Genomic DNA, 23,824 nt, shown 5'->3' with positions numbered 1-23,824 from the left:
GTCTTAGAGCCGGTCCACCGCCTTGAACGTCCCGTCCTTCTGGATCACGGTCAGGAACACCTTCGGCGGCGTGTCGAGCATGCGTGTGCCGACGGTGACGATGCTGCCGCTGATGTCGAAACGGCCGGTATCGTTGATGGCGCGCAGCAGGCTGGCGCGGGTCGGATTGGGGCCGGCCTTTTCCAGCGCCGCGGCCGCGAGGCGGCCGGACAGATAGCCTTCCAGCGACACGAAGTCCGGCGTCAGCGCCGGGTCGTACGCCTTTTGCGCCGCCTGATAGTCGGCGACGAGCTTGAGCGAGCGGTCCCAGGGAAACGGCACCACCTGCGAGACGATGACGCCTTCGCCCTCCGGGCCGAGCTCCGCGGCGAGCGCGACGGCGCCGACGAAGGAGATGTTGACGAAGGTTGGACGAGCGCCGCTGCGGCGGGCGAGCTTGATGAACTCCGCGCACGGACCATAGGTCCCGACCATGACGATGGCTTCGGGGTCGGCGCGCTTGATCATGCGCCAGGCCTGGCCGACCGCGCGGGTGTTGCGCTCGTAAGTGCCCTCGGCGGCGAGCTCGAGCCCGCGCTTGGCGAGCGCCCGCTTCACGCCGACAAGCCCGTCGCGGCCGAAGGAATCGTCCTGGTAGAAGATGCCGATGCGGGTGAACTTGCGATCCTCGGTGAGATGCTTGATCCAGGCTTCCGCCTCCGCGCCGTAGCTGGCGCGGATATTGACGACGTTCGGAAGCTCGAGATCGCGCAGGAACTCGGCGCCGGTGAACGGGCCGATGAAGGGCACGTTCCTGGAGCTGGTGATCGGTATCGTCGCCATCGCGGTCGGCGTGCCGACCGCACCGATCAGCGCGAACACCTTGTCGTCGTCGATCAGACGCAGCGTCTGCGCCACCGAACGGTCGGGATCGTAGCCGTCGTCGCGGCTGATGAGCTGGAGCTTGCGGCCATGAACGCCGCCCTTGGCATTGGCCTCGGTGAATGCGGCGACGATGCCTTGCCGCATGCGCTGTCCCAGCGCGGAGGACGGGCCTTCCAGCGCCGCGGCCTGGCCGAACAGGATTGCATCCTCGCTGATGCCGGCCTCGTTGCCCCTCGCAACCAGCGTGGTCGCGGCCAGAAGCGCGATGGTCACAACGACGGATCTCGCTGATCGAATTCGATGCATCGGGAGGCTTGCCGGATCCTTGAAAGAAACCTTGCGCAACATAGCCTTGCGAGGCTGAATAGCTCGCTAAGCGCCACGGCGCAGAGAGGCCGTATTACACCGGGGAAAACCGGCAACTTATGTCGAGAAAGCCGGGATCGCTCGTGCACTTCGTTAACTAATTTCCGCATTGCGGTACGACTGGTTTCCGAAATTGTGCACTTCTTAACCGCCGTCTTGTTCCGATAGCGGCACCGGCACCTCAACCAGAGGTTCGGTTCGTCGCGGACAGGGGACGGCGGCTTCAAGATGGGCGGTCGCGATCAGAACGATCAGGATCGGAGACGTAGAGGCGGATGGTGGCGTGCCGCGCCGCTGCTCGGGCTCTATCGTCCTGCGCTCGTCGCGGTTGGCGTTGGCCTGCTGTTCTCGATCGTGGGCGCTGCCGCCGTCGCGCGGTGGGAAGATCGCGTCAACAGGATCGAGTTCGAGAACGCAGCCGAGACCCAGGCGATCGTCCTGCAGAACGGCATGAACGAGTACATATCGAGACTTCTCGCGCTGCGCACGTTGTTCGAATCGACCAACGAAGAAGTCACCCGCAGCGAATTCGAGACCTTCAGCGCCCGCCTGTTCGAGCGTCACCCCGGCATGCTGCGCATCTCCTGGTTGCCGCGGATCAACCGCAAGGAGCGCGCGGATTACGAGGCCGCGGCGATCCGGGACGGTGTGTCGAGCTATCACATCAAGGCGCTGGAGGGCGAGAGCTTCGTCATCGCGCCGCAGAGTGACGAATATTTTCCGGTGTTCTACTCGACGCAGCCGAAGACCTCGTCGGTTTACGGCATGGACTACACGACCGTTCCGGAGCGACGGGCGGTGCTGGAGCGCGCGCGCGACAACGATCGCGTCGCAGCCATGCGCACGCGCCTGTTCGGGCCGAAGGACAGCGACCGGCCGTCCTATGTCCTCGTCGTCGTTCCCGTCTACGCTAAGGGAACCTCGCGCGAGGAGATCGCGGACCGGCGCCGCAATATCGCCGGCGTCGTGGTCGGCGTCTTCGACCTGCCGCTGCTGATCCAGTCTATCCGCGTGACCACCGGAGCCAGCCCCGCGGTCAGCATGACGGTCTTCCCGCCGTACACGGCGCAGATCGTCAGCCTCGAGCAGATGCTGCCGGATTATGCGTCGGCCGCCTCGGCGCTGCGGTCGATGCGGGACATCGCGCGGACCCTGCACTGGTCGGGCAGTCTCAAGATCGGCGACACCGATTGGCAGGTGCGGGCGGTTCCGACCGCCGGCGGTCCGCTGGCGACGACTTACGACCGCGCGGTTGCGGTCCTCGTCGTCGGCATGCTGCTGACGCTGTCGCTGTCGACCTATCTGATGCTCGCCAGCCGCAATTCGCGGCGGCTGTCGCTGGCGAACCGGCGCGTGCTCGAGCTTGCACAGACCGACATCCTCACGGGATTGCCGAACCGCGCCTTTTTCCTCACCCGGCTCGACGAGATGAACGGCAAGTTGAGCGTGAGGGGCGAGCCCTTCGCGATCCTGATGCTCGACCTCGATCGCTTCAAGAACGTCAACGATTCCCTCGGCCACGCGGCCGGCGATGCGCTGCTGCGCCAGGTGGCGCAGCGGCTGAAATCCGCGCTGCGCGCCAACGACGTGCTGGCGCGGCTCGGCGGCGACGAATTTGCCATCATCCAGCAAGCCGGCGAGGACCAGCGCGCCTGCTCGACCGATCTGGCGGCGCGGATCGCCAAGCTCGTGAGCGAGCCGTTCCTGCTGCCCGGACACCGCGTCGAGATCGGCACCAGCATCGGCATCGCAATTGCGCCGGATCATGGCAGCGATCAGGAGCAGCTCCTGAAGAAAGCGGATCTCGCGCTCTATCGCTCGAAATCGGCCGGCCGCAACTGCTTCACCGTTTATGATGAGGCGATGTCGGCCGAGCTGGAGGCCCGCAATACGCTGGAAGGAGATCTGCGCGACGCCATCGCGCGCTGCCAGCTGGAGGTGCACTATCAGCCGTTCGTCGACGCGCTCAGCGGCGAACGACGCGGCTTCGAGGCGCTGGTGCGCTGGCGGCATCCGACGCGCGGCCTGATCCCTCCGGACCAGTTCATTGCGCTTGCGGAGGAGACCGGGCTGATCGTGCCGCTCGGCGAATTCGTGCTGCGGCGCGCCTGCGCGGACGCAGCCGGCTGGCCTGCCGATCTCATGATCGCCGTCAATCTTTCGCCGATCCAGTTCAAGGAAGCCGAGCTGTTCGACATGATCTGCGCGGCGCTCGCCGATTCCGGCCTGCCGCCGCAGCGGCTCGAGATCGAGATCACGGAATCCGTGCTGCTGGAGCGCGGCAGCGAGAATCATGCCTTCATGGAGCGGCTGAAGCAGCTCGGGGTCGAGCTCGCGCTCGATGATTTCGGCACCGGCTATTCCTCGCTCAGCTACCTGACCGCGTTCCCGTTCGACAAGATCAAGATCGACAAGTCGTTCATTCGCAATCTGACGCAGCAGCCGCGCTCTTCCGCCATCATCTCCTCGATCGTGACGCTGGCGCGCGGACTGGACATGTCGGTCACGGCCGAAGGCGTCGAGACGCGCGAGGAGTTCGACCGGCTGAAGGCGCTCGGCGTCAATTTCGCGCAAGGCTATCTGTTCGGCCGGCCGCATCCGATCGAGCGGATCCTGTTCGACGCGCCGGTCAAATCATCACGGCTCGACGCCGCCTGAGCGCGCCCGAGGCATGCGCGAAAAGCGCTTGACCCGGACATCCCCAGATGGTCCGAAGAACCGTCTAGGGATGAAACAAGCACACAACATGCGGCTTCCGTTCTTCTACGGCTGGATCGTCGTCGCCGTGACCTTCGTCACCATGGCGATCGGCGTCAACGCGCGCACCGCCTTTTCGCTGTTCTTTCCACCCATCATCTCCGAGTTCGGCTGGGAGCGCGGCGTCACGGCGGGTGCCTTCTCCTTCGGCTTCGTTGTGTCGGGCGTGGTCAGCCCGCTGATCGGCCGCCTGATGGACCGCGCGGGTCCGCGCGCGGTGATGGAGCTCGGGGTCGTGCTGATGGGCGGCGGCCTTTTGCTGGCGCCGCTGACCAGCGCGCCGTGGCACCTCTATGTCACCATCGGCGTTATGGTCGGTGCCGGCAGCGTCTGTCTCGGCTATTCCGGCCAGTCGCTGTTCCTGCCGAACTGGTTCATCCGCAAGCGCGGCTTCGCCATCGGTATCGCTTTCGCCGGCGTCGGTATCGGCTCGGTGACGCTGCTGCCATGGGCGCAGCACATGATCGAGCAGACCGGCTGGCGCACCGCCTGCACCGCGATGGGCCTGCTCGTCCTGATCGCGCTGGCGCCGATCAATCTGCTGCTGCACAAACGTCCCGAGGACATCGGGCTCCAGCCGGACGGCGATGCCGCACCCGCCGCAGGCGCGGCAAGCCCGGTCTCCAACGTGGTCGATCCCGTCTGGGTCAACACCGACTGGACGCTGCAGCGCGCCGTCGCGACCGCTCGGTTCTGGTGGATCGCGCTCGGCTATTTCTGCGGCCTGTACATCTGGTACGCGGTGCAGGTGCACCAGACCAAATTCCTGCTCGATATCGGCTTCAGCCCCGGCGTTGCGGTGTGGGCGCTCGGCATGGTCAGCCTGCTCGGCATTCCCGGCCAGATCGTGCTGGGGCACGTCTCCGACCGCATCGGCAGGGAGTGGGTGTGGGCGATCAGTTGTGCGGGTTTCGTCATCTGCTTCGCCGCGCTGATCGCGCTGAAATATCAGGCTTCGCTCTGGCTGGTTTATCTGATGGTGTTCACGCAAGGCGCGCTCGGCTACGGTCTCACCTCGATCATGGGCGCGGTGGTGTTCGAGATATTCCAGGGCAGGCACCAGGGCAGCATCTTCGGCACGATCATGCTCGCGGCGCTGGCGGGCGGTGCGGCCGGACCGTGGCTGACCGGTGTCCTCTATGATCGCGCCGGCGACTACACGCTCGCTTTCGCCCTCGCCATGGTCGTGAGCGGGGTGTCGGCGCTTGCGATCTGGCGGGCGGCGCCGGGCAAGGTGAGGGCCGTGGCCGGCCGGCTGCACAAGCTCAAAACGGCATCCGAATAGGTCCAGTACGCTTCAAGATACCTTCGGCGTTTTCGCGAAGCGTTAATCATGCCGCCTCTTGGTGCAGCGCGCCGGAATTGCAAAAACGTCTTGGACACCATCGGAGCGCTAACCTCTCGCCGATTGCCGCATTTCCCGATGCCGCTGGTCCAGACGATGCCCGCCTCCGATCACCTTGCGACTGAAATTCCTGACGTGCTGCGCGCCGCGCTCGAACGCGCCGACGATGGCATCGTCATCGTCGATGAGGCGCATCGCATCACCCACTTCAACCCCGCCGCGGAACGGATCTGGAAGCTCGCCGCCGCCGAGGTGCTCGGTCGCGATGCCGCCGTCCTCACCCTCAAATGCCTAAGCGCCGGTGCGACCGCGGATTTCCGCGAGGAGATCAGCCTCGTGCGGCACGACGGCAGCCGTATCAAGGCGCAGATCGCGATGTCGTCGGCGACGGTCGACGGCGCGACCCATCACATCGTGTTGGCGCGCGACGTCACCCTCGATGCCGAACGCCGCGCCAGGATCGCACTTCTCCACGCGGTCTCCGACCAGACCAACCGCGTGGTGATCATCACCGACGTCGAGCAGAACATCGTCTACGTCAATTCCGCGTTCACGGCGCTGTTCGGCTATACCAGCGAGGAGGCCGAAGGCCGCCGCGCCGGTGAGCTCATTGCCGGCCGCCACACCGATCGCAAGGCGATTGCGAAGCTCGTCAAGCGGCTGATGCATGGCGGTCAGCGCGACGAGGCCGAGGTGCTCGTCTACGACAGGGATGGTGAGGAGATCTGGGTCTCTGCCCGGATCGACGCCTTCCGCGACAAGAAAGGCCGGGTCAAGCACATCTTCGCGCTACTCGAGGACATCACCGAATCCCGGCAGCTGCGCTCGCTGCAGCAACTGATCATGGCGGCGCTCGCCGACGAGGCGCCGATCACCGAGATTGCCGATCGGCTGTGCCGCCGCGTCGAGCAGATCGCGCCCGGCGTCGTCTGCTCGCTGCTGCACGTCGATGCCGCCGGCTTGCTCCATCCGCTGGGCGGCCCGAGCTTGCCCGAGGACTATTCCCGTTCGCTCGACGGCATCGCGATCGGTCCCGAGGTCGGCACGTGCGGAACCGGAGCCTTCTACGGCATTCCGGTTCTGGTCGCCGACATCGATGCCGATCCGCGCTGGCAGCCCTACAAGGCGCGGCCGCTCGAAGTGGGCTTGCGCGCCTGCTGGTCGACGCCGATCAAGGCCAAGGACGGCCGGGTCATCGGCACCTTCGGTTTCTATTATCGCGAACCGCGGGCGCCGAGCCGATGGCACCGCCAGATCGTCGATGCCTGCGTCAACCTCGGCGCGTTCGCGATCGAGCGCAAGGAGGCGCGCGCCGAAATCGCGCGGCTCGCCTATCACGACATGCTCACCGGCCTGCCGAACCGCGCGCAGCTGCGCCACCTGATCACGACCGCGATCAATGCCTGTCCGACCGGAGGCCATGTCGCGCTCGCCTTCCTCGACGTCGATCATTTCAAGGACGTCAACGACACGCTCGGCCACGCCGCCGGCGACGAGCTCTTGATCCTGCTCGCGCAGCGCCTGCGCGAGCAGATCGGTCCCGACGACATGCTGGGACGGCTCGGCGGCGACGAGTTCGTCATCCTGCTGCCGCAACGCAATGCCGAGGCCGCTGAGCGCATCGCGGCCGGGATCACCGAGGCCCTGTCCGCACCGTTGCGGCTCGGATCGAAGCTGATGCCGATGTCCGCCAGCATCGGAATCAGCCTCTATCCCGATCACGCCACCGACATCGACACATTGATGCAGCAGGCGGACGCCGCCATGTACATGGCCAAGCAGGCCGGACGCTCGACGCATCGCCTCTTCAGTGCCGAGATGAACGTGCTCGCGGAGCAGCGGCTGGCGCTGATCGCGGCGTTGCGCCGCGCCGTCGCGGAAGCTGTGCTGAGCCTCAGCTACCAGCCGCAGATCCGCAGCTGCGACGGCGCGATCCACGGCGTCGAGGCGCTCGCGCGCTGGCGCGATGCCGTGCTCGGCGACGTCTCGCCGGCAAAGTTCATCCCGCTCGCCGAGGAATGCGGGCTGATCGAGCAGATCGGCATGTGGTCCGTGCGCGAGGCCTGCCGTCAGATGGCGAGCTGGCGCCGCGCCGGGCTCAACATCCCCTGCGTCTCGGTCAATCTGTCGCCGATCAATTTCCGCAACGTCACGCTGGCCGCGCGGCTCAAGGACATCCTGGCCGAGCACGATCTGCCGCCGGATGCGCTGATGCTGGAGATCACCGAAGGCGCGTTCATGCAGGACGGAGCCGCAGCGCTGGAGACGATGAACGCGATCCGCGAGCTCGGCGTCGGCCTCTCGGTGGACGATTTCGGCACCGGCTATTCCAGCCTCAGCCGGCTAGCGCATCTGCCGATCCGCGAGCTCAAGATCGACCGCAGTTTCATGCGCGACATCGAGCAGGACGCGGGCGCGCTCGCGATCGCCACCGCCGTGGTCCGCGTCGGCCAGGGCCTCGGCATGAGCGTGGTCGCCGAGGGGGTCGAGACCGAGGGGCAGCGCAAGACGCTGGCCGAGCTCGGCTGCGACATCGTCCAGGGCTTCCTCTACGCGCCGCCCCTGCCGCCGGTCGCCTTCGAGCGCTGGCTGATCGAGCATTGCGCCGAGCAGGCGAGGGCGATGCTGGGGCGGCTGGACCTTGTGGCGGACAAGGTTGCCGTGAAGCAGTCGGCGTAGCCGCCGTTGAGCAATATTGCCGGACGCTAGGAACGCATCAGCGACCGGCGGCTTGGTCCTCCGCCGGGAGCACGCGCCGTGTCCTATTTGCAAACTGCACGGGCCCAATGAAAAGATCGGAAAGCAGCGCCACCGCACCAGCGGCAGGGTTTCGACCTTCGCAACCGCAGCTCAAGGCCATCGCGGCCTGGATGGCTTGTCAGAGCGACAGGCTCGGCCTGTCCGAGGCAATCGGCCGCTTGGTGGAACTGGGGCTTGCGGTGAGCGCGGATCCGGATCGCCAGAAGCAGCGCGCTCGCAGGATGGCCGGCGATACGATCGATCGGATGGGCGACACGACGACGACGGCGGAGGATAGGGCAATTCGAAAGCGCGATCTGCTCGATGGACCCAAGGAGTTCGATCGGGTACGAATAGATCGGTCCAGGCGCAGCAAGCCGATCCCGGAATAGGGCGGACAACAAAGCCGCCGGCACCGGCGGACTTCGAATCCACCAGCGATAGGAGGACGAGCAATGCGACGGCATTCCCAATCGCGTGCAGCGACCGAGGCGAACAAGCTCTTCAGGCGGACCGCGACGAAGCCCGCGACCGACTATGAGAAGGCAGAACGGGCCTTCCACACAAATCGGGAGCGGCTGAAGGCCGAACGGCTGGCGAGGGAGGCTGAACGGCGAAGCCGGTCCGAGAGGACGAGTTAGTGTCGCAGTTCTACTTTGATATCTGGGATGGTGAAGCGCTCGTCGTGGACGAAGAAGGTCTCGATTTGGCCAGCCGGCGGGCCGCGGAGATCGAGGCGGCGCTGTCTCTTGCCGACATTGCCAAGCAGCGCGAGCCGCTCGCCAGCAGCGACGGCCTCGCCATCAATGTTCGGGATGCGGATGGCCCTGTTCTGACAGCGACATTCGTCTACGGAAAAGTCAGATCAATCAACTGAGTTCGCAAGAGCGCTCGCGCACACGTGTATCGCTAGAGCATCGAAAGCACGACAATCCCTTCCTCGAGCTCTCCTGAAGCCAGGCGCGCCCGCGCCATGCGCTCGAACTCCGTGCGATGCTTCTGCAGATAGCTGAAGGCCTGCTTCTGCGTGTTGAATGTCGTTGCAAGCCGGCACATCTGCCGATTTGCGCCGGACGCGAGAAAGAATGTGATGGTTCCGTGATCTGGCTTTATGCGAGGCACGATCTGCACTCTCCGGCCTGGGATCGGCACTTCAGATTTCGCCGGCGGCGTTGAAGACGGCTATCGCGCCAACTTCCTTGTCCGCTTCTTGAGCTTAGGCACCGGCAAAGTCGATTGAAGAGCTTCATCGGCCGCTTCCCTCGCCTGGCGCGCCTCTCGGAGCCGCGCCATGTTCTTGCGAACCTCGATGGCTTGCCTTTCCACGTCCGCCAATGCCCGCGCGCCCTCTTCAGCGGCCAGGCGCTTGCGATCGGAACGCGCAATGCTTTCGGGTGACGGCTCTGCCGGCCTCTTGCTGCTCATCGTTCACCCGATCCGCAAAGACTAAACCCGCTCAATCCTGGGATTGAGCGGGCAATGCAACCGTTTCAGTACATCCGTGAAACGGCGCAACGATCTCAAGCCAGCGAGAGGTTCTCGGCGCTGGCTTTGCCTCGCATCTTGTCGGTCTTGATCTCGAAATTGACCTTTTGGCCTTCGCCAAGACCGGCAAGCCCAGCCCTTTCAACGGCGCTGATGTGAACGAACACATCGTTGCCACCGTCGTTTGGCTGGATGAAACCGAAGCCTTTTTGGCCGTTAAACCACTTGACTGTACCTGTCGTCACTTTTCTTCTCCAAAGCGCGCGAGCGCATCCCGCGCGACAATCGCGCGGTTACCTTCAACTTCGTCGATGTCTTTGGAAAAGGAGCCCGCGGGCGCATTCAACAAGGCACAGCGGCTAATCGAACAGCTTCAATATATACAACTTTCGCGCATTTGCAAGGAGCGAAGCCAGTTTGTTTGCTGCGATGCGCTTCTTCTGTTCCGCGGCGCTTGTCCATCGATCTGCGAGCAAGGCGTTATCGATTGACAGCGCAGCACGACAATGGTCACGTGACGCCACCAAGCTGCTCGCCGTGACAAGCAGATCGGCTCGTCCGAAGCCGCGACCAATGTCGCGGCTCACTATCCTCACACATCGCAATGAAGCTCCTGCGCAATTGGCTGCGCTGCAGGACGTGTCGCATTCGCAGCCCGAGCCAGGAGGATCAATTGCACGTACTCGTCAGAGAAAACAATGTTGAGCAGGCACTGCGCGTTCTCAAGAAGAAGATGCAGCGCGAGGGCGTCTTCCGGGAGATGAAGCAGCGACGGTCCTACGAAAAGCCGTCGGAGAGAAAGACCCGCGAGAAGTCCGAGGCCATTCGCCGCGCCCGCAAGCTCGCTCGCAAGCAGGCGATCAGGGAAGGATTGCTGCCCGCGCCGCCGAAAAAGAAACCTTTCGAGCGCAAGCCGCCCTTGCCGGAGATCAAGGCAAGGCCGGAATAGCAACGATCTGCTTTCCGGTCGCAGGCTGTCTTGCTTGGGCCGAGATCCTATCGACTGAAATCGATGCCTCGCAGCACGATGCCGGGCGGGGTACCTTCGAATTCTGTGGCGCGATACTTGTTCGCAGCGCATGCTTCGATGCGATCCCGCAGACGGGCGAATTGGGCTTCCCGCTGCTCGGGCCTGACTTGCGGGCCCCGCTCGAGATCGTCCATCGCGGAGGTCGAAATCGCGCAAGGAATCTCCCTGGCGCCGTCATGCATCGAGAACCGTACGATCATCCGCTCGTATTCGTGGCCGATAAAGCGGCCGCTCGTCAGCGTCATGGCCTCCTCCATTGCACGTCGGCTTCCTGGCCGCCCGCGCCGGCATGCGCATAGAACGCAGGCGGCCGTCGCTCGGCTCAGCCGTCCCCGGACAGCCGTGCGAAATCATCGAACAGCGCCGACACCAGCGCGCGGTGGCGCGTGTCCTCTGCCGGAAGACTCGCAGCATAGAGGTTGAGCAGATGGCGCGCCTTCACCGCGGCTTCCTGCCAGGACGCAGCAGGCACCGTCATCATGCGGTGCTCGAGATCGGCCTCGCGCTCGCGCAACTCCCTGACATGGGCCTCGACCTCGGCCAGCGCGCGGCGCAGGTCGGTGGCCTTCTGCGCAGCCATGCCACGATGCTTGTCGAGATCGACCGGCCGGTCATTCATTGGCGATGCTCGCATCCGCTGCTTGCGCATTCGCAAGATCGACAGAGCCGATCGACAATACCTCCATGGTACCGCGCGCGCCCTCGGCGGGCACAGTGATCATGGTGGCAATCCGGCGATAGGCGGCGAAAGTCAAGCTGTCGATCATCTCCTCATCCGTGACGACCTCGTAGGTGCCCGCCGGCAAGATGCGCGCGATGCCGCGGATTTGGAACGGATGCTTGAAGATGACGGTCTCTCGCCGCGAGCGGATGGTCATGCACGCTGCCTTTCGCAAGTGAAGCCCCAACCGGTGCCGGCTGCTGCGACCATGCGCCTTTGGCGCGCGAATAGCCAGCACTATCGTCTGCGCACCCGACGAACGCTGGTTACCACGGAGCGAGGTTAGCCCGTGACGCATTTACTGCTCGCTATTGGTTCGGCGTGAGCGTAGGCTCGATGTCATCACCGCGCTTCTCAACGGCATCGACCGGTGACTGAGGGTCACGTGTGCTCCCGCCGAAAGGTTCGCAGGAGCGTTCGATGTCGCGTGTCCGCATCTCGGAATGGATCGTGCCGCCGGTGATCGTTCCGCTGTTTCTTCTGCTTCTCGTGTGCGCCGCTGCGGTGCTCAATGGCTAGGACAACACGCGTGCCGTATCTGGTCAGTGGCACCAACGAATACGGCAGTTCCAATCTCGGCCGTGGAACTGCGACGGTCGCGCTACGTCTCGCGGAAAAGCTGCTGCGCGAGGGCTACATGGACGTCAGGGTCTGCACCCCGCGCGGCCGTGTCCTGCAGCCGAATGAATTCGACGAACTCAAACCAGCAAGGGAGAGCGACATGGCCAAGGGCCAGCAACGCGGCAACCGCGAAGCCAAGAAGCCGAAAAAGGAAAAGGCCAAGGTGATCGCCGCGGCTCCGTCCCGCAAGGAAGCCGCCTGGCAACCGGATTTCGGACCTGCAAAGAAGAAGTAGTGCAGCCCGCTAGTTCGATGCCAGTCCCGTCCTCCGCCGCAAATCCGTGATCGCGCGCAGAAAGCTGTCGGCGGGTGTCGTCTCGGGGTCGATCAGCCGGTGCAGGCGAAAGCCGTCTTCCAGCGCGAGCACGACGGAGGCGATCCAGGGCGGGTTCAGATTGACGTTGCGCCCGTTGCTCTTCGATGTCGCCTCGATGATGTCGGCGACCAGCTTGCGCCGCGCGCGCAGGCGTTTGGCGAGCTCCGGGCGGCGCTTTTCGGCCCGCGCCACGAACAGGATCATCTCCATGTGCAGCAGGGGCGAGCGGCCGAGCGGATCCTGGCGGCTGCGATCCATCGTCTTCAGCGCCGCGATGAAATCGTCGAGATTGTCGTGCTGCGCCAGGATGTCCATGTTGCGCCGGATCGACTGTGCGACATGGTCCTCGAGCATGGCGATGATCAATTCGTCCTTGCTCTTGAAGTTCGAATAGAACGCGCCCCGGGTGAAGCCCGCCGCCGCCGCGATCGCCTCGATGCTGGCGCCGCCGATGCCGTCCGCCTCGAACACGCGCGCGGCCGCCTCGAACAGCGCCTCGCGTGTGTCGTCCCTGGTCGGCCTGGTTCTCACCCTTGACATCGGCGCAGCTTAGGGCAGAATGCAACTCGATACAACAATGTATCGAGTTGATAATTTACAGGGATGGTTACGCCGGGCGGTGGGCAGCCTTGCGTATGCGTGTCGTGCGGCAATCGATCCGAGGTCACCATGAACGAGCAAGTGCAACCCGCTGGCGGACCGCTGTTCAACCCGCTCTCGCCGGATTTCATCCGCGATCCCTATCCGCACTATGAACGGCTGCGCACGGTCGATCCGATCCACGTGACGCCGTTCGGCCAGTACGTCGCCAGCCGGCACGCCGAGGTCAGTCTCGTGCTGCGTGACAAGCGCTTCGGCAAGGATTTCGTCGAACGGACCACGCGCCGCTACGGCCCGGAGATCATGAAGGAGCCGGTGTTTCGCAGCATGAGCTACTGGATGCTGCAAGCCGATCCGCCGGACCACACCCGCCTGCGCGGCCTGGTCGTGAAGGCCTTCACCGCCCGCCGCGTCGAGGACATGCGACCGCGGATCCAGGAGATCGTCGACCAGGCGATCGATGCCGTGATCGAGCGCGGCCACATGGACCTGATCGAGGATTTCGCCTTCCGCCTGCCCGTCACCATCATCTGCGACATGCTCGGCATCCCCGAGGAGCATCGCGAAGTGTTCTACAAGAGCTCGCGCGACGGCGGACGGCTGCTCGACCCCGTGCCGCTCTCGCCGGAGGAGATCCGCCAGGGCAACGCCGCCAACCTGATGGCGCAGATGTATTTCCAGCAGCTGTTCGAGCTGCGCCGCAACAATCCCGGCGACGACCTCATCACCCAGCTGCTGCAGGCCGAGGAGGACGGCAACAAGCTCACCAACGAGGAGCTGACCGCCAACATCATCCTGCTGTTCGGCGCAGGCCACGAGACCACGGTCAACCTGATCGGCAACGGGCTACTCGCGCTCCACCGCAACCCGGATCAGCTTGCGCTCCTGAAAGCGAAACCGGAGCTGATGACGAACGCGATCGAGGAGTTCCTGCGCTATGATTCCTCGGTGCAGATGACCGGGCGCGTCACGCTGGAGGAGATCGAGGACCTCGGCGGCGTGACGATCCCCAAGGGCGAGACCGTGCTGTGCCTGCTCGGCTCGGCCAACCGCGATGGCGCGGTCTACCCCGACAGGCCCGACCGGCTGGACGTCACCCGGGCGAACGTCAAGCCGCTGTCGTTCGGCGGCGGCATCCATTTCTGCCTGGGGGCCCAATTGGCGCGGATCGAGGCCGAGATCGCCATCGCCACGCTGCTGCGGCGGCTGCCGGATTTGCGCATCGACGACATCGAGACCCCGGAATGGCGGCCGACCTTCGTGCTGCGCGGGCTGAGGCGGCTGCCGGCGAGCTGGTGAGGGGGCGCTCAGCGTTAACCTCCGCGCGCAACAGTCGCTGTGACTTCGCCATACTTCCCCCTATATAAGGGGCTGTTCCGGCGCGCCTGAGGCTCTCAGCTTCGGCCCAGGCCGGTTTGGCCGAGGGGAGACCCGTGCAGACGACGCTGCTCGGATTGGCGATTGCCTTCATCATTGCGCTGCTGGCCGCGCTGATCGGGCCTTACTACATCGACTGGAACCAGTTCAGGCCCCAGTTCGAGGCGGAGGCCGGCAAGATCATCGGCGTGCCGGTGCGGGTGGCGGGCGAGCTCGATGCGCGGCTGTTGCCGGCGCCGACGCTGCGGCTGCGCGGCGTCACCTTCGGCGGCAACAACGATCTCGGCCGCCTGCGCGCCGACAAGCTCGATGTCGAGTTCAGCCTCGGCTCCCTGATGCGCGGCGAATGGCGCGCCACCGAGCTTTCGGTCGGCGGCATGGCGGTCGATCTTGGTCTGGACGCGCGCGGACGGGTCGATTTGCCCTCCACCGCGAGCGGCACCTTCAACCTGGCCTCCCTCGCCATCGAGCGGCTGAACCTCACCGGCCGCATCGCCTTGCACGATGCCGCCAGCCGCTCGACGCTGGAATTGAACGATATCGCCTTCTCCGGCGATGTGCGCTCGCTCGCAGGCTCGGTGCGGGGCGACGGCAGCTTCACCGCGCGCGGCGTGCGCTACCCGTTCCGCGTCTCCTCCGGCCCCAGCGCCGACGGCAGCGCCACCCGTCTCCACCTCAACATCGATCCCGGCGAGCGCGCCATCCTCGCCGATCTCGAGGGCGTGCTCGCCTTCGACAATCGCCAGCCGAAATTCGAGGGCGCGCTGACCCTCGCCGTGCCCGCGGCCAGGAAGGCGGGCGAGGCGGGGCCGACGCCCTGGAAGCTGGCGACCAGGCTCAAGGCCGATCCGGCCGGCGCGAAATTCGAGCAGATCGACGCGAGCTTCGGCCCGGAGGACACCGCGCTGAAGCTCGGCGGCGTCGGCGATCTCAGGTTTGGCGCATCGCCCTTGCTGCGCGCGGTGCTGTCGGCGCGGCAGGTCGATGCCGACAGGCTGACCGCCAAGGATGATGCCGATCCGCAGCGCGTCCTGCCGGCGCTGCGCGCAGGGCTGGCGGCGATCCCGCAGGTGCCGATCCCTGCCCAGATCGAGTTCAATGCCGATCAGATCATGCTCGGCGGCCGTCCGCTCCAGAACATCGCGACCGAGCTTGCGACCGACGGCCGGTCCTGGACCTTCCGGCGGCTGGAGCTGCGCGCGCCGGGCATGACGCAGGTCTCGCTCAATGGCGCGGCTCCCGGCGCCGACAGTTTCAGCGGCCGGCTCAGCGTTGAATCCCCGGATCCCGACACGCTGGTGGCCTGGCTGCAGGGCCGCAGCGAGATCACCCGCCGCAGCACGCGGCCGCTGCGTCTCGCGGGCGACGTCACCATCGCAGCCAATCATCTCGCCATCGACAGGCTGAAGGCCGACATCGATGGCGGCGCGATCGAAGGCCGCATCGTCTTCGTGCAGACAGGCGCGAGCAACGGCTCGCGGATCGATGCGGACCTCAGGGCCGACCGGCTCGACCTCGATGCCGCCACGAGCTTCGTGCGCGCGCTGGCGGGGCCGCAAGGCGAATGGCCGGAAGAGGCAAAGCTCTCGCTCGATATTGGCCGCGCGATCTCCGCCGGCCAGGAGCTGCGGCCGTTCGCAGCCAGGCTCGCCTACAGCCCGGCGTCGCTGTCGCTGGAGCAGCTGCGCTTCGGCCAGGGCGGCGGCGTGACCTCGGAGGCGAGCGGCAGCTTCGACCGCACCAAGACGACCGGTAAGCTCGCGCTGAAATCCTCGGCCAATTCGCTGCGCGAGCTCACCGCGCTGGTCGAGCCGTTCGCGCCCGCGCTGCGCGCGCGCCTCGATGCGCTCCCGTCCTTGCCCGGCGCGACCCGTCTCAAGCTCGATCTCAGCCTCGACAAGAACGCCGAGCATGCCGATCGCAGCAATGCCCGCTTCGTGCTCGACCTCGACGCACCGCAGCTCAAGACCACGGCGACCCTGGCCGCGCAGACGCCGGCGGCCGCCATCGGCGGTATCGACCTCGAACGCCTGCGCAACAGCGACTTCACGCTGGACGCGAAAGTGGCGGCGCCGCAAGCCGGCGCCTTGTTGGCACTGCTGGGGCTCGACCGCATCGTGGCCGCGGGCGAGGGCGCCTCGCAATTCGAAGGACGGTTGAGCGGAGCCTGGCGCCGTCCCTCGCAATTGAACGCAAAGCTCAGCGGCGGCGGGCTCGATGCCGACGCGCAAGGCAGCGTCGAATGGTCGGAGTCCAAACCGTCCGAACCCAAATCGTTCGAGCCCAAATCGTTCGAACCGAAGGCGAGCGTGAACCTGCGCGTGCGCAACGCCAATCTGGCGCCGCTGCTCGGGACCAGCCCGGCCGGCAAGTCGGCGCAGAACGTCAGCCTGTCCTCCCGCCTCACGCTCTCCGGCAATCGCCTGACCTTCGGCGATCTCGACGGCAATGCCGCGGGCTCGCATCTGCGCGGCCATGTTTCGGTGACGCTCGATCAGGACAAGAGCATCGACGGCGAGGTAGGTCTCGACTCGCTCGATCTGGCGCCGGCGCTCGCAATCGCCGTCGGCGCAGCCGGTCGTGAGTCCGGCGAGCCGCTCAGCGCAGGATTGGTCAGCGGCTGGCGCGGCCGCATCGCCTTCCAGGCCTTACGCGGAACGTTGCCCGGCGGCATCGAGCTCCGCCCCTTCGGCGGCACGATCCGGAGCGACGGCCAGTCGCTCGCATTCGATGCGCTCAAGGGCGGCGTCGGCGGCGGCGACATGTCCGCAAGCCTGGACGCGCGCAATGGCGCGGGTGGGCTTGCGCTGAACGCGCGCATCGAGCTCAGCAACGTCGATGCGGCGGCGCTGCGCTATCGCGACCTCGCCCTGCCCAAGGGGCGCGCCTCGGTGCAGATGGCGCTGACCAGCCAGGGCCGCAGCGTCGCGGCCTTGACCGGTGCGCTCGCCGGGAACGGCACGGTGACGCTCGAATCCGCCGAGATCGCCGGCCTCAATCCGCGTGCGTTCGAGATCGCCATCCGCGCCAGCGACGGCGGCCAGGTCAATGACGACAACCGGCTGCGGCAGCTCGTCGAGCCCGCGCTGTCGGCGGGGCGCATCGCGGTGCCCTCGGCGCAGATTCCGTTCACGATCCGCGACGGCCGCCTGCGCATCGGCGCAACGCCGCTGGAAGCGAAGAACGCCCGCGCCATCGTCTCCGGCGGCTACGACATTCCGGCGGACCAGGCCGACATCCGCGCCAGCCTGACGCCGATCATGACCGGGCTTTCCGGCGCCCCGCCCGAGATCCAGCTGTTTGCGGCAGGCCCGCCCGACAGGCTGAGCCGTACCGTCGACCTCGCACCGCTGTCGTCATGGCTTGCGGTGCGCACGATTGATCGCGAGACGCGGCGGCTCGACGCCATCGAGCGCGGCGAGCCGCCGCCGGCCACCGCTGCGCTGCCGACGCTGGTGTCCCCGGAGATAGCGACCGAGCAGGCGCCACCCAACGTGCCGCTGCCGGGCCAGGACCCGCGCCGCGCGCCGGCAAAGCCCAGGGTGGCGCCGACCCCGAAAGCTCCGCAGGCCGCGCCCGCCGCGCCAAGCCCCTCACTGACAAGCCCTTCACTGACGAGCCCGCCGCTCGCGAGCCAGCAGCTCGCGCCGCTCCCTCCGGCCATCGACGTGAAGCCCGCCCCGGGCCCGCCGCCCGCCAAGCCCAAGCCGAAGCCGCCGCTTGTGCTGACGCCGCAGAATCCGTAGACGGCGCTGTCTAAAGCGCTCCGTTGCCGATGCTCGTCATGCCCGGGCTTGTCCCGGGCATCCACGTTCTTTGTGCCATGCGGCAAGGCGTGGATGGCCGGGACAAGCCCGGCCATGACGCGGAGAGGTTTCAGTGCCCAAAGCTTCTCGGCTCTTGCACAACAGTAAATCCATTCCCTCGCATTTGACGGAATTTTCGTCGGCAAAACTGATTTGCCGACTTTACTGAATTCTCGCGTTTCATCTCTAGCGTGGGTTCCCAGAGGAATTCGGCGTCGCGCCGCGAGCGGCGGGACGGCTCGCCAAGGGCTGCCAAGAACTGGGGTGATCGAGATGAACGGGGCGAAATCGCTTCTGCAGGATCTGGACGACGCGATCGCGCGCGGCACCGACGAAAGCCGGGCGCGTGCATTGTGGCATGCGACCGACATCCTGATCACCGGCCGCTACAGCGACGACGAGATCAGCATGTTCGGCGAGGTGATCGGCCGGCTCGCCGACGAGATCGAGGTGGCAGCGCGCGCGCAGCTCTCCGAAGTGATGTCGGCCTGCGATCACGCCCCGCTCAACGTCATCGAAAGGCTCGCCCTCGACGACGAGATCGCGGTTGCCGGTCCCGTGCTACGCGATTCCAACCGCATCGACGAGAAGATGCTCGTCCAGAGCGCCATGACCAAGGGCCAGGCGCATCTGCTGGCGATCTCGCAGCGCCAGTCGATCGGCGAAGCCGTGACCGACGTGCTGGTCAAGCGCGGCAACCAGGAGGTCGTGACCTCGGTCGCCAGGAACGAGGGCGCGCGGTTCTCCGGCTCGGGCCTCTTGCACATGGTCCGCCGCGCCGAGGGCGATTCGATCCTTGCCGAGCAGCTCGGCCTGCGCAAAGACGTGCCGCGCCACATCTTCCAGCAGCTGATCGCGAAAGCCTCCGAAGACGTCCGCCGCCGGCTCGAGACCGAGCGGCCCGAGATGATGTCGCAGATCCAGAGCTCGGTCACCGAGGTCACCGGCGATCTCCAGTCCAAGTTCGGCCCGTCCTCGCGCAGCTATTTCGTCGCCAAGCGCGTGGTCACGACGCAGTATCGCCAGGGCAATCTCAACCAGGATTCGATCTCGAACTACGCCCGCCAGCACCGCTTCGACGAGGTGCAGATCGGCCTGTCGCTGCTGTCGGCGCTGCCGGTCGACGTGATCGAGCGCGCGTTGATGGACCGCAACCGCGAGATGATCCTGGTGCTGTGCAAGGCGCTCGACTTCTCCTGGGACACGACGATGTCGCTGTTGTTCCTCGGCGCCAAGGATCATCTGATCACGGCGCGCGAGCTCCAGGACAACGAGCGCGAGTACGGCCGGCTCAAGATCGAGACGTCGCGCAGCATTCTGAAGTTCTACCAGTCGCGCAAGACCGGCGCGGGTGCCGATGCGGGCCGTCAGCCCGAACTTCAAGTCCACTGACAGGTCCACTGAGGAGAGGGGAGTACCTGCAATGTTGCCTCAATTCGGCACCGCCGTTCGCAAGAAGAATCCCGCCAATGCCGGCGCCACCGATCTCGGCGGCGCAGCTCCGGACAAGGCCTCGGTAGACGCCGCCTGGCTCGTGCTGGAAGCTGCCAACGACCTCGGCGACCACGCCGCGGTGGACGCCTGCCGCCGCGTTATCGACGCTGAGCTGAACGGCACGGCGGCCCGCAGCGCCGACGTCGATCTCGTGCTGGGATATTTCCGGTAAGGCTCCGGAGATCGCGCTCGGAGTTGAGCGCAGCGAAGTCCGGAGGGACTCTCAGCACGAGTTGGAGCGTTTGGCGCCTGCATCGCGCCGAAGACTTGACTTCGCCGCGGCCAAGGCTGCAGCCAGCTCATCGATGTGATAGGGCTTGGGCAGGATCTCGATACCAGCGCTTTCCGCTTCATGGACCGAGGCTTCGGCGTAACCGCTGGTCAGCAATATCGGTATGTCGCTTCGTCTTGTCCTGATCTCGCGCGCAAGCTCGACCCCGTTCATGCCGCCCGGCATCATGATGTCGGAGAAGATCAGATCGATGGGACGGCCATCCGCCAGGGCACCAAGCGCTGCCGCGGCGCTGGAGGCGCGCGTGACGTCGTAGCCGAGCTGGCCCAGCATCTCGCTGACCAGCGCGGCAACCTCGTCATCGTCTTCCACCAGTAGGATCCGGCCCTGATTGCTCTTCTTGGGCCTCGCCCTGGTGAGATCGACGAGATGTCGCGGGCTCGACGGAGCATCGAACGATCGCGGCAGGTACAGCTCGATGCTCGTGCCGCGGCCGACCTCCGATTGAATGCGCACCGTGCCTTGCGACTGCGTCGCAAATCCATGGACCTGCGCGAGCCCAAGCCCGGACCCTTTGCCGACGTCCTTGGTCGTGAAGAACGGCTCGAAGACGCGCGAGAGAATCTCCGGAGGCATACCGATGCCGGTATCGATCACGGATAGCCGGACGTAGTCGCCGGAGATCTGATCGTCCTTGAGATCGGGCAGGTTTTCTCCGCGCACGATGATCGTGCCGCCGTGGGGCATGGCATCGCGGGCGTTGACGGCCAGGTTGAGAATGACCAGCTCGAGCTCGCCGGGGTCGACCTCGACCGGCCAAAGCTGCTCCGGAAAGTCGAACTCGACGTGGACGTCGCCTCTCAGGCTGCGATCGAGCAGTTCGCGCATTCCGCCGATCTGCGCGGCGACGTCGACGGGCTGCGGCCGCAGCTTCTGCCGCCGAGAAAATGCCAGAAGCTGCTTGGTCAAGCTGGCACCGCGCTGCGCGGCCTGGATCATCCCATCCATCAGGCGGCGACGGCGGTTCGGATCCGTCTGGCGGTCGAGCATGTCGAGCCCGCCGGAAATCACCATCAGCAGATTGTTGAAGTCGTGGGCGACACCACCGGTGAGCTGGCCGATGGCCTCGATCTTCTGGGCCTGCCGAAGCGTTTCCTCGACCCGGGCGCGCTCCTTCATCTCGAGCCGAAGCTGCTCGTTGGCTTCTTCCAGCGCCCGGGTCCGCTCGATCACGAGCTTCTCGAGCTCCTGCGCCGTCTGTTCGCGCGCTTCCAGCAAGGCCCGGATTTCATATTGGCGCCGGCGTGCCCGCATCGCCGATTGGATGGCGCTGGTCAGCGTGATCGGCTGAACCGGCCGCTCGAGCAGCGACACGTTGCGGAGAAGCTCGACGATACTGCGTCGCCACGCGACGACCGCGGGCCGCTCCCGGTGACTGGTGAGAACGACGAAGGGCAGATCGGACCACGGCGGCTGGCCGGCGATCCACTGCGCCAGCGCCGCGGTGTCCTTGCCGAACAATCCTTCCTCGGCAAGAAACACCGTGCCGACGCCTGCCGTCATTTCGGTGACGAGTTCGGCCAAGTCCCGGCAATTGACCGCCTCGAGGTTCGCGTTGCGCAAAAGTTCGGCCGATGCCGGCCCGTCGCGGCCCACCGGGGCGAAGACGAGAACGCGGTGATCGCGCTGCGCGCTCATTCGAGCGGCCCTTCCGGGAGGGCCGTGCCGGTATAGCGCGGATTGCCGGAAAAGATGCCGCTGAACTCATGAAGCGGCGGGCCCAGCTTGATCCCGCTGCTGCCGAGCCGGAATTCGCGGATGCCGTGCTCGTGGCCGCCGCTGCGCTTCTTGACGACCGACAAGGCGCGCCGAACCGTTCCGGCGAACTCGAAATAGCGCAGCATCACGACTGCATCGCTCAAATAGCTGAGGTCGAGCGGCGTATCCATGGGACCGACAAGCCCATGCTGGGCGAGGATGAGGATGGTGAGCACGCCCTGCTGGGCCAGGTAGCTGAGCAGTTCGTGCATCTGCAGGACGAGGAAACGTTCATCCGGCATCGCGTTCAGATAACCGTTCAAGCTGTCGATGACGATGATGCGGGCATTGTCGACCTCGACGCTCCGGCGGAGCGTTGCCGCGAACTCACCCGGCGACAATTCGGCCGGATCGATCTGCTGAAACCGGATCTTTCCGGAGGCGAGATGTTTGTCCAGCGGCAGCCCGAGCGCTCTGGCGCGGGCCTCCACCGTTCCGCGCCCTTCATCGAAGGCGAAGAATACGGCGTGCTCGCCGCGTTCCGCCGCCGCGATGGCGTAGGTTAGCGCAACTGACGACTTGCCGACGCCGGCCGCGCCGAGGAGAAGAGCGTTGGTGCCGCGCTCGAGCCCCCCTCCCAGGAGCTGGTCGAGCTCGGGGTTGCCGCTGGTCACCATCTCACCGTCGAATGATCTGTGATGCTCGGCTGCGACGAGCCGGGGAAATATCCGCAGCCCCCCTTGCGCGATCGTAAAATCGTGAAAGCCGCCGCGAAAACGGATGCCGCGCATCTTGATCACGCGAAGCCGCCGCCGCTCGGCACCGTAGTCGATGGCCAACTGCTCGAGCATCACTACGCCGTGCGCGATCGAATGCAGCTGCAGATCGTCCTGGGACGATGAAAGATCGTCGAGTAGCACGACGGTGCAGTTGCGATTGGTGAAGAAGTGCTTCAGGGCCAGAACCTGGCGCCTGTATCTGAGCGGGTTCTGCGCCAGCAGCCGCAATTCGGACAGGCTGTCGAGCACCACGCGGGTGGGATTGATCCGTTCGACCTCCTTGAAGATCAGACCCGTGGTCTCACTCAGCTCCATCTCGGCGGGATGAAAAACCGTGAGCTCGCGCTCGGGATCGAGCGTCGTTTCCGGCGGCACCAGCTCGAAGATGTCGACGCCGTCCAGTGACCAGCCGTGCCGCCGCGCCACCACAGTGAGCTCGCGTTTGGTCTCGGAGAGAGAAATGTAGAGAACACGTTCGCCGTCGCGCACGCCGCGGAGAAGGAATTGGAGCGCAATCGTGGTCTTGCCCGTGCCCGGCCGGCCTTCGTAAAGATACATCCGGTTGGCATCGAAACCGCCGCCGAGGATGTCGTCCAGACCGTCGCTGCCGGTCGAAATTCTCGGCAAATCCTTGAGGTCGCTGCCTGGAGCAGGCGCGGATTGACCGGTCATGACCCCCCCTTACGCGTATCTTCCCAAAGCTCTCCATGCGCTCCAAGCGCATGCCGGGAGCCGGATTTGACTGAAAAGGTCCGTCTAAGGAACTCCTAGGCCGGGCATGAGTTCCCGCCCGACTGGCGGTCCGGCGACCGGTTCGTTGCCGCTCAGACTGAGCCGACCCGTGGATGGTGTCGGTTCAAAAATGAACACAAACGGTCCGCTCGCGGTCCATCCCGTTGCTGCCCTCACTGCCGGATGCGGTAGATCACGACGTCCTCGCCGTGACGGTTCGTGCTTCGCTCGAGCTGGTAGTTCGACTTCTCCAGCACGCGCCGCGATGCACCGTTCCCGACATACACAATGCCGATGAGAGACGGCAGTGCGAGCTGTGACAGCCCGATGTCCGTCAGCGCGGTCGCGATCTCGCTGGCAAATCCTTGGCCCCAGAATTCGCGCTTGAACGCGTAGGCGATTTCGACCTCGTCGACATCGTCCACGAGAATGTGCCGAATGCCCGCCCGTCCGGCGAAGGCCCCGTCCTTCGTTCGCAGCGTCCAGAGTCCAAAGCCGTGCTGGTCCCAATGGGCCATGTTGGTTGCGAGATAAGCCCTCGTGACCTCGGGCGTCCGCACCCCGCCGAGATAGCGGGAGACCTCGGCGTCGCGATGCAGCACGACGAGGTCGGCGAGGTGATCCTCGCGCAACCGTTCGGCGGTCAGGCGGTCGGTGGTGAAATGGTCCACGGCGACAGATCGCCGCTTCCGAGGCGTGTCGTCGTTCATGCTGCTATCGCTGCGGGCTGATCGTGACATCATGCCCCTGTTTTGCCCGACGGGTCAACGGGCGACGGCCGGATCGTTGCCTTGCGCGTAAC

General features: G+C 65.6%; 22 protein-coding genes. 11 read left to right on the top strand and 11 right to left on the bottom strand.

Features of this window, described 5'->3' with window-relative positions:
• Positions 1 to 3 precede the first annotated feature (3 nt).
• Positions 4 to 1,170, bottom strand: coding sequence for an ABC transporter substrate-binding protein (locus I6F31_RS27355; RefSeq protein WP_225186403.1), 1,167 nt, complete (start codon positions 1,168 to 1,170; stop codon positions 4 to 6).
• Positions 1,171 to 1,458: 288 nt separating this feature from the next.
• Here I6F31_RS27355 and I6F31_RS27350 point away from each other — a divergent pair, with 288 nt between their 5' ends.
• The 5 genes from I6F31_RS27350 to I6F31_RS27325 all read left to right on the top strand — a co-directional run bounded on the left by I6F31_RS27350 (position 1,459) and on the right by I6F31_RS27325 (position 8,948).
• Positions 1,459 to 3,888: an EAL domain-containing protein gene (locus I6F31_RS27350; RefSeq protein WP_225186402.1), complete on the top strand. Its 2,430-nt coding sequence runs from the start codon at positions 1,459 to 1,461 to the stop codon at positions 3,886 to 3,888.
• 88 nt (positions 3,889 to 3,976) lie between these two features.
• Positions 3,977 to 5,272: an MFS transporter gene (locus I6F31_RS27345; protein WP_225186430.1), complete on the top strand. Its 1,296-nt coding sequence runs from the start codon at positions 3,977 to 3,979 to the stop codon at positions 5,270 to 5,272.
• A gap of 138 nt (positions 5,273 to 5,410) precedes the next feature.
• On the top strand, positions 5,411 to 8,011 hold the full coding sequence (locus tag I6F31_RS27340) for an EAL domain-containing protein (protein WP_225186401.1): 2,601 nt from the start codon (positions 5,411 to 5,413) through the stop codon (positions 8,009 to 8,011).
• A 107-nt stretch (positions 8,012 to 8,118) separates the two neighbouring features.
• On the top strand, positions 8,119 to 8,463 hold the full coding sequence (locus I6F31_RS27335; RefSeq protein WP_225186400.1) for a hypothetical protein: 345 nt from the start codon (positions 8,119 to 8,121) through the stop codon (positions 8,461 to 8,463).
• Positions 8,464 to 8,711: 248 nt separating this feature from the next.
• On the top strand, positions 8,712 to 8,948 hold the full coding sequence (locus I6F31_RS27325; RefSeq protein ID WP_128263101.1) for a hypothetical protein: 237 nt from the start codon (positions 8,712 to 8,714) through the stop codon (positions 8,946 to 8,948).
• A gap of 32 nt (positions 8,949 to 8,980) precedes the next feature.
• Here I6F31_RS27325 and I6F31_RS27320 read toward each other — a convergent pair whose 3' ends face one another.
• The 3 genes from I6F31_RS27320 to I6F31_RS27310 all read right to left on the bottom strand — a co-directional run bounded on the left by I6F31_RS27320 (position 8,981) and on the right by I6F31_RS27310 (position 9,801).
• Positions 8,981 to 9,202 (bottom strand): hypothetical protein, encoded by a 222-nt coding sequence (locus I6F31_RS27320; protein ID WP_036006506.1) that lies wholly within the window; start codon positions 9,200 to 9,202, stop codon positions 8,981 to 8,983.
• 51 nt (positions 9,203 to 9,253) lie between these two features.
• On the bottom strand, positions 9,254 to 9,496 hold the full coding sequence (locus tag I6F31_RS27315; RefSeq protein WP_225173541.1) for a transcriptional regulator: 243 nt from the start codon (positions 9,494 to 9,496) through the stop codon (positions 9,254 to 9,256).
• A gap of 95 nt (positions 9,497 to 9,591) precedes the next feature.
• The gene (locus I6F31_RS27310) at positions 9,592 to 9,801 is read right to left on the bottom strand and encodes a cold-shock protein (RefSeq protein ID WP_225173542.1); all 210 of its coding nucleotides are present in this window, start codon (positions 9,799 to 9,801) and stop codon (positions 9,592 to 9,594) included.
• 428 nt (positions 9,802 to 10,229) lie between these two features.
• Between I6F31_RS27310 and rpsU the strand changes: the two genes are divergently transcribed.
• Positions 10,230 to 10,505 (top strand): 30S ribosomal protein S21, encoded by a 276-nt coding sequence (gene rpsU / locus I6F31_RS27305; protein ID WP_225141643.1) that lies wholly within the window; start codon positions 10,230 to 10,232, stop codon positions 10,503 to 10,505.
• Positions 10,506 to 10,552: 47 nt separating this feature from the next.
• Here the strand turns inward: rpsU and I6F31_RS27300 are convergent, their stop codons facing one another.
• The 3 genes from I6F31_RS27300 to I6F31_RS27290 form a co-directional block, all read right to left on the bottom strand.
• Complete coding sequence (locus tag I6F31_RS27300; RefSeq protein WP_036006513.1) at positions 10,553 to 10,831, bottom strand: DUF1488 domain-containing protein; 279 nt, start codon at positions 10,829 to 10,831, stop codon at positions 10,553 to 10,555.
• A 77-nt stretch (positions 10,832 to 10,908) separates the two neighbouring features.
• Entirely contained in the window at positions 10,909 to 11,205 is a 297-nt protein-coding gene (locus I6F31_RS27295) for a hypothetical protein (RefSeq protein ID WP_225147812.1), read from the bottom strand.
• Complete coding sequence (locus I6F31_RS27290) at positions 11,198 to 11,464, bottom strand: hypothetical protein (RefSeq protein WP_225186398.1); 267 nt, start codon at positions 11,462 to 11,464, stop codon at positions 11,198 to 11,200. The genes I6F31_RS27295 and I6F31_RS27290 overlap by 8 nt, the downstream gene beginning before the upstream one ends.
• A 372-nt stretch (positions 11,465 to 11,836) precedes the next feature.
• Between I6F31_RS27290 and I6F31_RS27285 the strand changes: the two genes are divergently transcribed.
• On the top strand, positions 11,837 to 12,163 hold the full coding sequence (locus I6F31_RS27285) for a hypothetical protein (RefSeq protein ID WP_063822466.1): 327 nt from the start codon (positions 11,837 to 11,839) through the stop codon (positions 12,161 to 12,163).
• A 9-nt stretch (positions 12,164 to 12,172) separates the two neighbouring features.
• On the opposite strand, the gene I6F31_RS27280 is transcribed toward I6F31_RS27285, so the two are convergent.
• Positions 12,173 to 12,784, bottom strand: a complete 612-nt coding sequence (locus tag I6F31_RS27280; protein WP_036006522.1) for a TetR/AcrR family transcriptional regulator — start codon at positions 12,782 to 12,784, stop codon at positions 12,173 to 12,175.
• 129 nt (positions 12,785 to 12,913) lie between these two features.
• Between I6F31_RS27280 and I6F31_RS27275 the strand changes: the two genes are divergently transcribed.
• From I6F31_RS27275 to I6F31_RS27260, 4 genes are all read left to right on the top strand, one after another.
• Positions 12,914 to 14,143, top strand: a complete 1,230-nt coding sequence (locus I6F31_RS27275) for a cytochrome P450 (protein ID WP_225186397.1) — start codon at positions 12,914 to 12,916, stop codon at positions 14,141 to 14,143.
• 134 nt (positions 14,144 to 14,277) lie between these two features.
• On the top strand, positions 14,278 to 17,967 hold the full coding sequence (locus I6F31_RS27270) for an AsmA-like C-terminal region-containing protein (RefSeq protein ID WP_225186396.1): 3,690 nt from the start codon (positions 14,278 to 14,280) through the stop codon (positions 17,965 to 17,967).
• 333 nt (positions 17,968 to 18,300) lie between these two features.
• Positions 18,301 to 19,419, top strand: a complete 1,119-nt coding sequence (locus I6F31_RS27265; RefSeq protein WP_193760332.1) for a DUF2336 domain-containing protein — start codon at positions 18,301 to 18,303, stop codon at positions 19,417 to 19,419.
• Between the two features lie 31 nt (positions 19,420 to 19,450).
• Positions 19,451 to 19,693 carry a hypothetical protein gene (locus I6F31_RS27260; RefSeq protein WP_036006553.1) on the top strand — a complete coding sequence of 81 codons (243 nt, stop codon included), beginning with the start codon at positions 19,451 to 19,453 and terminating at the stop codon, positions 19,691 to 19,693.
• Between the two features lie 51 nt (positions 19,694 to 19,744).
• On the opposite strand, the gene I6F31_RS27255 is transcribed toward I6F31_RS27260, so the two are convergent.
• From I6F31_RS27255 to I6F31_RS27245, 3 genes are all read right to left on the bottom strand, one after another.
• Positions 19,745 to 21,451: an ATP-binding protein gene (locus I6F31_RS27255; RefSeq protein WP_036006556.1), complete on the bottom strand. Its 1,707-nt coding sequence runs from the start codon at positions 21,449 to 21,451 to the stop codon at positions 19,745 to 19,747.
• Complete coding sequence (locus I6F31_RS27250) at positions 21,448 to 22,962, bottom strand: ATPase domain-containing protein (protein ID WP_225186395.1); 1,515 nt, start codon at positions 22,960 to 22,962, stop codon at positions 21,448 to 21,450. The genes I6F31_RS27255 and I6F31_RS27250 overlap by 4 nt, the downstream gene beginning before the upstream one ends.
• Before the next feature lie 233 nt (positions 22,963 to 23,195).
• Positions 23,196 to 23,693, bottom strand: coding sequence for a GNAT family N-acetyltransferase (locus tag I6F31_RS27245; protein ID WP_225186429.1), 498 nt, complete (start codon positions 23,691 to 23,693; stop codon positions 23,196 to 23,198).
• Positions 23,694 to 23,824 lie beyond the last annotated feature (131 nt).

Origin of the sequence: Bradyrhizobium sp. NBAIM01 (assembly GCF_020194115.1) — a bacterium.
Lineage (GTDB): Bacteria > Pseudomonadota > Alphaproteobacteria > Rhizobiales > Xanthobacteraceae > Bradyrhizobium > Bradyrhizobium yuanmingense.
The sequence above is the reverse complement of the archived record's forward strand: the minus strand, read 5'-3'. Positions and strand labels throughout refer to the sequence as shown.

Coding starts and splice junctions, on each gene's coding strand:
- I6F31_RS27340 (WP_225186401.1), top strand. CDS start 5,411: ATGCCGCTGGTCCAGACGATGCCCGCCTCCGATCACCTTGCGACTGAA.
- I6F31_RS27280 (WP_036006522.1), bottom strand. CDS start 12,784: ATGTCAAGGGTGAGAACCAGGCCGACCAGGGACGACACACGCGAGGCG.
- I6F31_RS27355 (WP_225186403.1), bottom strand. CDS start 1,170: ATGCATCGAATTCGATCAGCGAGATCCGTCGTTGTGACCATCGCGCTT.
- I6F31_RS27260 (WP_036006553.1), top strand. CDS start 19,451: ATGTTGCCTCAATTCGGCACCGCCGTTCGCAAGAAGAATCCCGCCAAT.
- I6F31_RS27275 (WP_225186397.1), top strand. CDS start 12,914: ATGAACGAGCAAGTGCAACCCGCTGGCGGACCGCTGTTCAACCCGCTC.
- I6F31_RS27335 (WP_225186400.1), top strand. CDS start 8,119: ATGAAAAGATCGGAAAGCAGCGCCACCGCACCAGCGGCAGGGTTTCGA.
- I6F31_RS27250 (WP_225186395.1), bottom strand. CDS start 22,962: ATGACCGGTCAATCCGCGCCTGCTCCAGGCAGCGACCTCAAGGATTTG.
- I6F31_RS27255 (WP_036006556.1), bottom strand. CDS start 21,451: ATGAGCGCGCAGCGCGATCACCGCGTTCTCGTCTTCGCCCCGGTGGGC.
- I6F31_RS27265 (WP_193760332.1), top strand. CDS start 18,301: ATGAACGGGGCGAAATCGCTTCTGCAGGATCTGGACGACGCGATCGCG.
- I6F31_RS27345 (WP_225186430.1), top strand. CDS start 3,977: ATGCGGCTTCCGTTCTTCTACGGCTGGATCGTCGTCGCCGTGACCTTC.
- I6F31_RS27315 (WP_225173541.1), bottom strand. CDS start 9,496: ATGAGCAGCAAGAGGCCGGCAGAGCCGTCACCCGAAAGCATTGCGCGT.
- I6F31_RS27290 (WP_225186398.1), bottom strand. CDS start 11,464: ATGACCATCCGCTCGCGGCGAGAGACCGTCATCTTCAAGCATCCGTTC.
- I6F31_RS27350 (WP_225186402.1), top strand. CDS start 1,459: ATGGGCGGTCGCGATCAGAACGATCAGGATCGGAGACGTAGAGGCGGA.
- I6F31_RS27295 (WP_225147812.1), bottom strand. CDS start 11,205: ATGAATGACCGGCCGGTCGATCTCGACAAGCATCGTGGCATGGCTGCG.
- I6F31_RS27300 (WP_036006513.1), bottom strand. CDS start 10,831: ATGACGCTGACGAGCGGCCGCTTTATCGGCCACGAATACGAGCGGATG.